Origin of the sequence: Lacibacter sp., assembly GCF_035299325.1 — a bacterium.
Taxonomy (GTDB): Bacteria; Bacteroidota; Bacteroidia; order Chitinophagales; family Chitinophagaceae; genus Lacibacter.
In genome coordinates this window covers 324,587-338,491 of sequence record NZ_DATGWT010000025.1, presented here as the reverse complement: position 1 = coordinate 338,491, position 13,905 = coordinate 324,587, and the positions used below count along the sequence as shown (strand labels likewise).

The 13,905-nt window shown below is 41.3% G+C and carries 3 protein-coding genes; all 3 read right to left on the bottom strand.

The genetic code is table 11. The features are described from left to right. Positions 1-19 precede the first annotated feature (19 nt). Positions 20-1,942 carry an MGH1-like glycoside hydrolase domain-containing protein gene (locus VK159_RS15160; protein ID WP_324231005.1) on the bottom strand — a complete coding sequence of 641 codons (1,923 nt, stop codon included), beginning with the start codon at positions 1,940-1,942 and terminating at the stop codon, positions 20-22. 120 nt (positions 1,943-2,062) lie between these two features. Next, complete coding sequence (locus VK159_RS15155; RefSeq protein WP_324231004.1) at positions 2,063-6,256, bottom strand: glycoside hydrolase family 2 protein; 4,194 nt, start codon at positions 6,254-6,256, stop codon at positions 2,063-2,065. Positions 6,257-6,418: 162 nt separating this feature from the next. Beyond that, the gene (locus VK159_RS15150; RefSeq protein WP_324231003.1) at positions 6,419-13,900 is read right to left on the bottom strand and encodes a glycoside hydrolase family 9 protein; all 7,482 of its coding nucleotides are present in this window, start codon (positions 13,898-13,900) and stop codon (positions 6,419-6,421) included. Positions 13,901-13,905: the final 5 nt, after the last annotated feature.

Below are 13,905 nucleotides of genomic sequence, written 5' to 3'. Positions count from 1 at the left end.
GAAATACAACAACCTTATTCTACTCTTTAATCATTTTATCTTTTATGTACTTTATGTTGCCAGATTGCTGCTCCAGCAAATACATATATCCTAACAGAGCACCCCAGTGGTAAAAATTATCACTTCGATTCAACGCTTCCCCCGGCAATCTTCCAACACCTGAAGCATGATAATTTTCATACACTCCTTTTGATGAACGCCAGTTTTTCAACAGCAGTTGATTTGACTTTTCTGCCAACTCTTTGCGTACATCCGGAAACGGATAGTTCTGCAGTCCTTTGTAAACAAGAAAGTTTAATGGTGCCCATATCCGTCCACGCCAATAATCCTGTTGTTCAAAAGCCGTATCGTTTCGGGCAACAGAAGGTAACACCCAATCCCCCCAGAATTCCTGTTTATTCAGCAGATGTTCGCTTACCATTCTTTCTGCCTGTTGGTTTGTTGCTACTTTAGCTAGTAAAGGATAAAAGAGTGTTGGAGATAAACGAAAAGACCATTGATGATTGTCTGTACGTTTATTGAGAAACATACCCGCCGAATCATTCCATAATTTTTGCAATGAACTGGAGTAATATGCAGATCGATTACAGAGTTCGTTTACATCTGCAGTTTTCTGTAAGACCTTTGCAATTTCTGTAAGGTAATTGCAATCGGCTATATACAAACTCATCAATCCAACATCTGCCAGTTCCATTTTGCCGGTTGATTTGTCGAAAGGTATTTCATCGTACATCGGCGAGTTATCTAATCCGCTTTCATATGCAGCTGCCTGCCATGAATTAGCTGATGGATCGGGCGGTATATGATTGGAGCCCCAACATAAAAAACCTTCTGTATCCCGATTTTTGGGCCACCAACGATTCCATTTAAGAAGTTGATTGTACGTAAGCTCCAGCAACCATCGGTCGCTGTATCGTTTATATAATTCCCAAACGACCATGCTGCCTAACGGAGGCTGCGATCTGTCGGGTGATCCGAAATTGTGTGCAGAAACATAGTTAGGTACTATTCCCCATTGATCGATTGTTTTTGTCACTTCAACTACGTTCGCATAGGCAAGCGCTTTATTGTCTAAACCTGCCATAAGTCCAGACAAGTAGGTATCCCAATTAAACAGCACGTAGTGTCCACCAAAAAAAGTATTCCATACACGACTTACCGGAGCAATGACAGCATTGCGTTCCGGATCATATATCATGTTCCATGCTAGAACAGATTGCTGGGCAAGATAGGTTTCTTGCTGTGCGCCATATTTTTTGAGTCCGGTTTCGAATGCATTGCGCCTGGCCGTCAGTATTTGTTGTATTGATTGCAGATTACGTTTTCGGCCAACACTTATTCCAATAGGTTCTTTACAGTTAAACACGAGGTAAGGACTGGTTAGCGGTAATGCGTCTTTAATTGTTGGTGCTGTTGCATATACTTTCCATATACCATTACCTGCCTCAATTTCAATAGTTGAGTCCTTGCGTTGAATAACCCCCTGCTTATTCCATAACATACCAGCTTCGAGTACGAGGTGATGTTTGATTTCGGGCAGTTTAACAGGAGTGATTAACATCACAATACCTTTTTCATCATGTGCGGTTTCTATTTTGTACACTGCAGCTTCCCAGGAAACGGTGCATTCGGTATAACTTCCATCCCATGCATGATAACCTGCTGTTATTTCCTCGGGCCTTGTATCTTTCTCTGAAATATAAGCTTCCTGTAAATAGCGATTGCCCGTTATTACATTACTCTTGAAGCCAATATTCAGAGCTAATCCTTCCGGCAACTTTACATGGCTGAGTACACTCTGTGTATTCCAGGTATTCCATCCGCTTGAAAGTATTTTTTGAAGTTCAACATAACGGGAGCTCGCTGATTGCGCTGCTCCAACATTTGCATTGAATAAGATTAATAAATACAGTACTGATATTTTTATAATTCTATTTTTCATTTTCAAATTGACTTGTTACAGTTTTTTCTGCTATTACAAGCGATTGGCTTTAAACGGTAGGTGTTTATTTTCATCAGTTCATAGGACGGTGATTTTCCTCGTCATTTTGTTGTCCTGTTATTACCATCTGAAATACCGAAAAGGATCATCTCCCATTTCAAAATCATCAATATAGTCTGGATGATATAATCCATTATTTTTAAGCTTATGTGCTTTGATCTCCCGAGTAATTGTTCCTGGCATCAAACCTCCTCCTCCGTACGTATCCCAAATACGAATGGCAATCACATTTTTTCCTTCTTTCAATACGCCTGCTGGTATAATGTAAGTGCGTTTGTAAGACCAAACCGGTTCTTTTTCTTCGCTGGTTTTACCAATGAGTATGCCATTGATATAGACCTCATCGTAATCATCAATTACACCCAACGAAAGTTGAAAACTTGATTCTGCAGCAAAGGCAGGTGCGGTAAACGTTTTGCGATATACGATCTCTCCATCCTTTGCAGACCAATTGGAATTTAGTTTTTCAAACTCCACACCTGATTCAACATCAATCATCCCTCTTTCGTCTGCATCAGCTTTTACCAACTGAGAAGCAGCAGCAGAAATACCCGGGTCTTTGTATTTGTCTTTTGGTTCCTCGGCTGCCGCCATCGGATTTGTCATCGCAGCTTTCCATTGACCATCTAACGAAACAATAAAATCTGAAGTTTTCTGGCTGAAGATGTCTCTATCGTTTGTAAATGAAGCGCCGACATTAGCCAGCATCTGTGTTAAGGCTCTTGTTTGTCGCCAACGTGTATAACGAAAATATGTAAGACTGTCAGCGTCAAAACGACGAGGATCAAATTGTGTAAAAATTACAATGCCTTTACCAATTCTTCTTTTTCCTAACAAACCATCTGCTCCAATTTCGCTCTTATTACCTTTTAGCAAAACAGTAGCCCGAGAACTACGATATCTCATATCACTAATAGAGAGACCTGCTGTTTCAAGCCATTCAGGCAGTTGGAATGCACCGTTGAATGCAGTATCGACTTGATAATTCATGGTCATAAAAACTCCTTCTTGCGTACGAGGTAATACCAATGCTTTACCACCCATTGCTACAAATGCTTCTGCTTCTTTTTGTTTCGATTCACTGATGTTACCAATGATCAGTAAATCAGTTTGTGCATTCAAGGCTTTGTTGAAATGATATTCTACTCCAGTGTTTTGAAGTAACTCAACATCTGCATCATTACCCCAAAGTATCGTTTCTCTGTTTCTTACCTGTGGAGTTAACGTATCGGTGTAATGCAACAATCGGGTTGCCAACGTAGCAGCTACCACATCCTTTTCATAATGATCTTCCAGATCAAGGTTACTCCAAACAATATGCCCTTTGCCATACGATAACTCCATTAATGGAGAGTAAGCCAGATCAAATTCGCATTGCAGCAGAGGACGCCAGCCACTTCGATGAGGCTTTTCAATTGCGCCGGTAGCAACAGCCCCACGATTACCCCAATGCCAGCCATAGTAAGGAATATTATGTGAACCTAACTGTACCTTTCGATTTACATAATCGGGATATGACTCAGTAAGTTTGCTCTCACCAGTCCAGTTGCGTAAATCCAATTCATCTAAACCTTGCCAGAGCCTATGGTTTTTATCAACCATGAAAACATATCGTGATACAAACTGTGAAGTGCGAAATCCTTTTTTTCTTGAAACGCTATCCGGATGTTGGTTCATCAATAATACTTTACCGCCATTATGTACATATGCCTCCAGGTTACCCGGTATCTTGTACATTGGCTGCATTGCGTTTCTTCCTAATACAACATAAGGTGCCGTTAAGTTGCCATCCCATTCTTTAACTGCAAAACCTAACGACAGGAGCATTTCTGTTGTTTGCTTTTCTGGATCAAAAACAATAATTGTTTTTTCAGCATTCTCTTTAACAGGATTAAAAGAGCGAAAATGAAATGTATCTTTTAGCTCCTTCCCATCAATTTTGGTTTGCAATAAAATCATTCCATCTTCTTTTCCCTTTAAACTTTCTTCCGGCAATTGAAAACGGAATGCTGTACCACGCTTTTCGCCAGCAGGAAGAGATAAAAGCCCGGCTTTACGTATAAGTTCTTTACCGCCGAGTACTACACTTGCCTGCCACTCACAGAATTTCCGAATGCGAGAATCATTGAAGAAATAAAAATGCTTATTTATCCACTCGCCTTTGCGGTAGTGATGATCTTTTGCAGTGAAATTGTGTTCCTCTCCGGAAATATATGCGAGTACTTCGTTATTGTTTTCGGAGATAGCTTTACCTCCGGGCATCTTGATCCATCCATCCGGTTGTAAATAGTTGTATGAGCGTTTACTTACTTCAGGAAAATAATTACCCCTTCTTCCTGCAGTAAATGGAGGCATCTTTACAATTGTTTTTACAGAAGTATCGGGTATCCATCCATGACCCCGATTCCATGGCACCATGCCTCCTGAGATTTCCCATGTACGCCAACTCCGCCAGGTATTTTTTGAGAATAAATATTGTAACTCCTGAAATGCCGGCATGCGTTCCATTTCAAAAGGATTATTCCATGCTTTGTACTGTTGACCACTCAAGAAATTGTTCCGTATTAAAGAACGATATTCCTGTGTTTCGGTTAAATAAGCTCGCTCGCCTGTATATGCAGCTACAAATTCCGTAACCAACGGCTCAGTTTGAATATTGTTACCATAGCCATTGCGCCCACGTAAGAATGTGCAATGAAGTGGAGTTCCAAATTCAATAGCCATAAATGGAATTTGTCCGAAACGATTGTAGTGAGACAACCAATCTTCACGCTCCTGCAAAGGAGTTAAAGACAGATAAAAATTAAGGGTGTGTACATCACCTACATATGCACCATGATGTGTAAATACAGGCCTAGTTGGATCTGTATTTTTAATCATGGCGATAGCCTCATTAGCAGCTTTTTCATTGCGAAGCCAGAATTCATTTTCCTTAACCCAACCTGTTTGACCTATATGCAATGGATTTTGATCTTGCGCATTGCCATAAAAATTGGCAGACGTACCCCACATTATTACAGATGGATGATTGCGTTGCTTCTTCAATTCATACAACATTCTGTTTCGCCATTTTTCCTGTATCCCGGGTTTGTTCCAGGTGAACGCATAACTCCCGTCAACTATGTAAAAAGTAAAAGGCAATGCAACTCCAGACAATAAAAATCCTTTTTGGTCGGCAACGTGCATTATTTCATGCCAATCTCTGATCTCTCCTCTTGCATCAAAATTAGAAGGCCACAGTTCTGCAAAATTAAATCCAGCTTTACGCATACCCTGTAATGAGTTTGCAATCAGCTCATGCATGCCATCGCCAGGCGGATCTAATGTTGGTCGCAGATTTATTCTTGTGCCATTCAGATAAAAATTTTTTCCTTCGATCCAAAATTCACGAAAGCCAAATGGCTGAACATACTCGTCGATTATTTTGTCATTAGCCAGAATAGTTGTGATAAGCTCATACATATTCGGTTGATCAAGATCCCATAGTTGAGGATCTGTCCAGCTATCAGCAACTTCTACTACCTGCTGAATTCTTTCTGTAGAAATTTGTATTGTTTTGCTGAATTGCTTAACCAGTTTTTTTTGCTTATCGAAAACACGATTCAGAATTTTTAAAGATAATCCTGTATGCAGTCCATTTATTTCTATATCTGCACTAATCGTTTTCTTACGAACTGATGTTTTTATAAAAACATCAGTAATCTGAAGGCCTACCGGTTTGCGATGTACAATAACATTTCCGGTTATACCACGGGTCGCTAGTTTTGATTTTGCAAAGGTCACCTGTGCTTCAGCAGTACCCATCAGATTTGCAACTTCACCTGGATCGGGTGTTGCAACCACAAGGATACGAATAGTATTCACTGTTCCGAATTTCAAAAATGGAGTGATATCAACTTTGCCTGAATACCATTCAACAGAGCCGGCCTTTTGTTCGTTTACATAAATCACTGCATCTGTTGCCACACGTTCGAGCTCCAGTTCTACAGAGCTCCCTTTCCAATTTTTGGGAATTGTGACAACTTGCTGATACCACGCTTTGTTTAATTTCTTCAAATCAGTTTCCCAAATAGAAGTAGCTCCTTTCGTTATTACTACTGGTGTTTTAGTCCACCAAGCTCCGTCAATGGCCCATGCACCCGGCACCCGGATAGTACCCCAATCTGAATCAGGTTCTCCTGTAACTGCTGGTTGAAACATCCACGTACCATTTAATACAATCTCCGAGCGTGTAGCAGATAGTTTTTTTTCCATGAAAGATGTTTGTGCCAGACTGCATAATGCAATCATGACGAAACCAACTAACATGTAAATACGTTGCAGTACTATTTTAGAAAATGAAAAAATAAACATCATGTAACAGTGTCGAAAAAAAATCCAAAGCCTGTTTTACAGGCTTTGGATTGAGATTTTCTTTTAATGAATAATCACTAATGGTTCAAGATAACGTTCACCTCCATCTGTCAACTTAACGAAATAACGTCCTGAAGAGAGGCGGTTAACATTTATCTCAATTGTTGATTGTCCTTTTTGCAACTTATGTTCCTGCAATGGTCTGCCATAACTATCTACAATCCAGATTCGGGCATTATTACATTGTAACAATGGAATTTTGATCGTTACTCTGCTTGTTGCTGGATTTGGATATACATGCATTTTTCTTTCAACTTCAAGCTGTAAAAATGAGCTTGTACTTTTTGATGAAGCAGAAGTAGTAAGCGGGCAAACTGTTGAAGAAGCCGTAGCCGTAGCAGTTCTTAATTTGCCATCGGGACCTGCTAATGACCACGATACTGTTCCTGTAGACGGAAATACGATGCTGAATACCTTCTGAAAACGTCCTGAATTACTTGCCTGGAATGATTGAACCTGAACTCCATTTTGTAAAGCTGGTGTAATGTAGTTCGTAGCACCCACAGGAATAAACACAGGCATTCCCATATCATTTTTGTAACCGAACCAGGCTGTGTACGTACCATTGCCATTATTGGTGACACATTCAACAATCGGCTTCACGCCTTTTTCCATTTCTGTTGTGGTTACGTTGAACGTGCGGGTAATTGAAGCCGCAGCAAGATAGTTGTCATCCCCTGGCTGCGCAGCTGTAATTGTAACCGGACCAATACCTGTTATCGTAAGCAAATTACCTGTAAGTGTTACCGGACCAGTTACACTGTAACTAATCGGCAAACCTGATGTTGTTGTACCTGTAAGTTCAAAACTGAGCAATGGATTACTTTGATAAAGCACATCAGCAAGAGGATGGAACGTAATCGATTGTTCGCCTTTATTTACTGTTACCGTAAATGTTTTAACTATTTCATCAACTCCTCCGTTTTGCGTTCCGCCATCATCTTTAATTTTTACAGTGATAACTGCGGTACCGGCAGTGTTTGCAGCAGGTGTAAAATTCACTGTTGCTGTTGAAGACGGACTGCTATAGTTTACAAACGGAATGATAAGTGCAGGATTGGATGATGTTGCTGTTATGCTAATCTGCTGTCCGGCCTCACAATTGCCAATATTTATTCCAGTAAGATTAACTGTTTGTGCAGATGCATTAAATGGCAACATCAGGTTTGCAATATCTTCCGCAGTTGGTTGCTTATTAGGCAATATGTTAATTGCCATCTGATCATTGCTGCTTACACACAATCCGTTGCTGATAGTCCATTTCAGCAAATATTCACCTGGCCCTGAGGTTGGGGTAAATATTGTTTGAGGATTGTTTGCATCGTCAAATGTTCCTGTACCATTTACAATTGTCCACTGTCCAGAGAAAACAGGGTTGCCGGAAGGCAATGTGGCTGCATTTAGAGTAACCGGATTGCCTAAACAAACAGTCTGATCTTCACCTGCATTTGCCAGCAGATTTTGTTCCTGTACTTCTGCCTGCAGTTGCAAACTAACCGTTGAGCGTTGTGGATCATTTGTACCAAACGAAAGCACACCGCTTTGTATACCTGGTACACATGCTGATGCCTGTACTTCTAATGCTACTGTTTCACCTGCCGCAACTGTATTCGGAAATGCATTCAATAATGTAAATCCTGATGGGATACTGAGATTACTTAGAGTTAATGGCTCGCATCCTTCATTCTGGATTGTTATAACCTTCGCAACACTATTTCCCTGCAAAGTAGTTCCCAGGTTAATTACAGATTCATTTTGCAGAGCCTGTACACCATCTAATACCGTAACACCGGCATAGCCAACATATCCTTTTACATAAAACTTAAATGGATTTTCAAGTGGATTAGATGCATTTGTATTGAAGATAACTTCTCCGCTTTGTGTACACAACGTATTTGCATCAAAACGCAGCTGCAATAAGGTTATGCCATTATCGGCAGGTACAGTTACTGCGCCTTCTTCAACTCTGCTGAAGCCGGCAGGCAATTGCCACAATGGATTAATTGTAATAGCAGCAGGTGTTGTATTGCGGGCTATGAATTGCTTCTGTACAGGCATCCCCGGCGTTGTACTGCCAAAGTCAACAGCTGTACTATTGCCATTAACCCGATAGTCAGATCCATTAATAACACCATCTTCATTTTCATCCAGCCACAATTCAAAATCAAAATTACCAGGTTCGTTACCGAACAGTTTTGTGTTTCCATCATATACAGGAATTTGTTTGCTTTTAATTGGCCGTACAGACGAGCTAATGACAGGAAGGCCTGCGAAAGACCAATCGTTATTATCAATAAAAGAACTGGTATGATTCAATTGAAATACAACAGTCCTGCGGAAGTGCATTGGTACATTAGGTAAGGTACCTGCCGGTGTGTATGCATTTGAACGTCCGCTCACATTATCCTCACCTCCGGGGAAAATTTTATCAGTGAAAGCAATCTCTACGTAATAAGTATTTCCGGAAACCAATACCGGTGAAGAAATAGTTGGTGCTAAAGACGCATCATGACCGGTAATAGTCTGACTGGTAAGACCAGCAGGATCTTCAAGGGTAAAGTAATATCTGAAACGAAGATCATTGTACGCTTTAGCAGGCCACAAGGAACGATTGTTGATAGTAGCACGGATAGTAGTTGATGTACTGTTATTGCTTACAATCCCGGCCTCAACAAACACCTCATCATCCTTTTGCACAGGCTTTGGAAAATCGTCAGATAGAGATCCTGAACCATCCTTTGCCAGATAGCCCAGACCAAATACAGCGAACGCATTCGTTACAATTGATGTTTCATTGCCCTCAGTTGCCCAGGCTGTGCTTGCAGTTGACAAAACATTTTCACGGGTATAACTACCATTGTAAGTAGCTTGCGGACCACTAACAATACCTCCGTCTTGTGTATGCCGTGCAGTAAGTCGATAGTTTGAATTTGTTCCGGCTGTACGGTGACCAATTCCTGCAAAATATCCTAATGCAGTGCGATTATGATTGACCGTAATTCCGTTTACGCCTGACAGCCCTGGAATATTTTGGCTATCGTAGCCAATCATGAAACTGCGGTTGTTGTTATTAGTACCTAACATTCCATCGATATTCCTTTTAGCTACTTCGATAAACTTGTTTTGCAGATCTAACCTGGTTCCTGTTGGCGCAGGGATTTCTGCATTCATTACATTGGCATATGCCAGCAAATTCATGCAGGCAAAAAGATTTGGAGGTGCCGAACCTCCCGGACGCTGCATTCTGTTGTTGGTAGTGTTTATGAATCCACCATTTGCTGCAGCATTTGCAAGTAAAGTATTTGCTGCCGGTGCAGAAGCATTAGCACCTGCGTAATTTTCAATGCGGGTTGCATAAGAAGTTACAGCACCAAATGGCAATGGAGCTTTCAACTTGTGAAGAATAATTGCTGCAGGTACACGATACCAATGAAAGCCCGAAGAATTTCCTTGAGAAGTACCTGTAGCATTTATGTCGGTCTGAAAAGCGGAGAAGAATGAAATGGCTTCATTAAGTCTTGCTGATGCAGCTGCAGCATCTGTTTCGGCTTGGTTGAGCCAAAGTGCTGCCCAACATAAATCATCATGCAGGAAGCGGCTAACAGTAGATGAGTTGGTCAGGTAATCATCAGGCATTTCATGATAGTCCGGAACGGGTGCATCATACTCAGCTCCTGTACCTACAGGTTGCGTACCGTTAAAGTTCATTCTCGTAACTACAGGTGTACTGCCTGATCCTAAAACTCCATTGGCCCCTGCAATTGCTGCAGGGCGGCTACCTGAAGAAGTGAAAATGGTTGTATTGGCAGGATACAGGTAAGGATCATGTCGTACCATTGTTCCATTTGCATCTTTCATTACGCCATTTATATTGGCACCGTTTGCTCCATTGTATCCTCCTAACGAACCAAGCGTTCTGGTGCTGAAATTCTGACCTGTATAATTAAGCATCTTACCTGCACCATGCGTAAAATAGAATACGAAGTTGTATAAGTTTCTGGAAGCTGTAAGCAACATATCAGCATAAGCAATATTCTCCGCTCCGCCTTCGTTACGGAATACTTTAGAACTTGCAGCTAAACTTGCAGCCATAGCAGATACCATTGTTACCGAAGGAGCATCCTTATCTGCATAGAAATATCTGCGAACAGGTTTTTCAGGATCGTTGTTATCAAACTCATGCATTACTTCCGCCGAAGCCCACTTTTGATGGCGAAGCAGATAATTATTCGGAGCAACTGCTGCCGCTTTGCGATCGGTAACCATCAAGTGAATTTTATAAGAAGTAAAGTCACTCTCGCTGCCGTAAACGATACTTTGCAGAAAATAATCGTTGATATACTTAAGAGTACCTAACAGATGATCCTTTTGACCATCGAAAGCTGATGGAAATTCCAGTGTACTCCAGGCCAACAGTGAGCCGGCTGCAGACATTGTCCATGAAGATTTAAGATAATCATCACCTGCTGAGTACAAACCGCCTACAAGATTGATATCAGGAAATAAATCACCACCTTGTGTGCTATTTGCATGATGCGCATTTCCACGCCAGTTAACACGGTTTGATAATTGTGTACCACCGGGTAATTTTACACCAGCTGTCAAATTACCGGAGCGCTGTGTTTCGAAATAGTATAATGCTCTTTGCAATGCTTTCTTATAATCATGCACCGGTGCAGGAGCTGCTGGTGGTACACCTGGAACCTGACCAGGTTGTTCAGGTACATCGCCGCTCAGCAATTGCCCATCATTATAAATGGGAATATTCATTGCAGGTAATGGGTTAGCAGTTGAACCACTTACAAGATTGGCGTAACTCCAATCGTTGGCTATATTGTTCGTGCCGGAAAATGTAAGACGAATTACTGCCTGCCGTGTAGTGAAATTTCCCGCATACCCGATATTCTTACTAAGATAAACACCCCATGGTGCAATCACTTCAAAATCTGTTCTTCCATCAGCAGGTATTAATCCCGGAACGGGATTCCATACAGCACCATCTGTTAACATCTTTTGGGCCGCTGCCAAAGGATCTTTTACAACACGCCATGCATAGCGGCCATTTGTTACAGATGAAGGATTATCAAAAAGATAATTGTAAGTAGCAAGACTTGGCTTTTTAAAGTAAACTTCAATATAACATAATCTGTTCCCGGCAGCATCCGTTGAAACAACTACAACGTCATTATTTTCTGAACCATGCGTTGGATTACTTTTTGTTATAAGCCCTTCTGTTGAATTACTGAGTGTTGCACCGTCTGCATCAGCAGGACAAGTAGATACAAATGCACTGTATGGATTCAATAATTCAATCTGAGAAACATTTACTCCAGACTCTAACGTGAAATAATATCTGAAAGAAGCCTTATCAATAATCCGTTGTGGCCAACGACTTTTGTTATTCACACGTATTCTCAACGTATTGACTGTTGCAGTAGGTGTGGCTTCAATTTTTGCTTCGTTGAAAAATTCTTCTCTTGCCCATTTTGAATTTGAAGGAACAGGATCAGGAATATCTTCTCCATCAGGCAACCCTTCTTTTGCAAAATCTGCCGGCAACGGTGATCCTCCATTTTCTTTAACCATATGGGCCATTGCGCCTATCCAGTAAGGTTGATAAAATGTAGCAACTTCGGATCGGTTAGCCCTCGTAGATATTGTTGTGATAGGTGATCCATCAGGATTGGCATATTTATCTGCAGGTGCATCACTGCCTGTTCCGGTAGATGGGCCGCCAATCAACCCTCCATAAAGCATATTTCTGTTTTCACCAGCTCCGTTTCGACTTTCTGTAATGCCACTAGAACTATTTGACAGCTTGCCATTAGGGAAAGAACTTTTTGCAGGATTGTAATCATCAAAACCTCCGTTTGAGCCCAAAGCATTTGCGTGCAGACCAATGTTGGTACTGATAACACCTGCTGGTTTATACCCGATTACGTAGCAACGGTTTTCTGGATTTGCTCCGAGGAAATAAGCAATTTGCTTTTTACCGAAATTTTCATAGCGGTTCTTTTTCGTGGGATCTTTTACTTCCTGACTATACAAAAGATGAAAAAAGATTGCCGGGCTTATTTGTTCTATCGGCCCCCAGTTTTTTTCTCCCGCCAACAGTGCCATTCCACCAGGAGTGGTGCCACGATTGATTTGATTGTCCAAAGACTGTTCTAACCATTGCTTGTATTTAGGTTCTGTTTGAACGAGGCGGGTTAATAAAAGTGCAACTGGAATACGATAATCAAATACCTGATGCAAGCCGAAAGGAAATGCGCCGCCGCCACCTGCTGCAGAGCCATCGGTGCGTGTAGGGTTCCAGAAGGGACCTGTGGCACTCAAGTCCGTAGCAATTATTTCTGCCAGGTTTTGGGCTTCGGTTAAATAAAAATTTCCGGCTGCACCTGCAGCTTTTTCTGCCTGGTGCAGCCATATTGCTGCAAAAGCGACATTATCAGCAAGGTTACGAATAAGACCAGCAGCTGATCGGGATCCATCGTAATCATAATTACCGAGATTTGCCTGTAATGATTGCGGGCTATGTAAAAATGTTTGTGAATTTACATCCGTGGGTTCAGCAAGATAATCTGCACCTGCAGCCTGTTTATTATTAGCCTGTGTAATTATTTTAGGCAGATTACTATTGCTGAAGCCGGGCGCATAGTTCGCAAAATAGCTATCAGAAAGTGCTGAGGTTTTTTGTCTGATAGTACCATCTGCACGCTTGTAAAAACCATACCCCCAATATGTCTGACAAAAATTATATATACGCTTTGATGCCTGCAACAATTTATCGGCATAAACAGGATCTCCGTTTTGACGGAACAGAACAGAAGAAGTTGCAAGTGCGGACGCAATGTTTGCAACAGTTGCTGTCATAGGTGCGTCTTTATCTGCATAAAAATGTGGTCGTTGCGGATTACGGTGCGGATGTAATTCAGATGAAGTAGCAACTTGCTGCTCTGCTCTGTAGTCAGAAACTACTAAAACAATCTTGTATGTTGCAGGATTATCAGGGTTAGTAGAAAGAAAGCACCGCAAAAGATAATCTGTACCCCATTTTACATTTGCCAGAAGATAAGGCATTTGTCCGGTACTTAACAATTGATTGCGATACTCAATACCCGACCATGCAAGGCCATTGATTGCAAATGTTATTGACTGACTCCATTTTGGATTGTCGCCGGCATCCCGAAAACCTCCTTGTAAGGCTCCGACTTTGTTTGCTTCAGTAATTGTCTGCCCATGACCATTGATCATTGATCCTCCTGTCAAAACCAGGTCATATCCATCGTAAGTATGTTGGTTACTCATCCAACGCACCCGATTTTGTCCAGGATTGTAGCCATATGATGGCATTGTTCCGGAACGTTGTGCATCATAGAAATAGATTGATTTTTGAAGCAGCTCAGCGTAATTGTGCTGGGCCTTTACCTGTTGAATTGCTATAAGCAATAGCACACTCAATAAACAGATGACATTTTTTTTCATCTTCA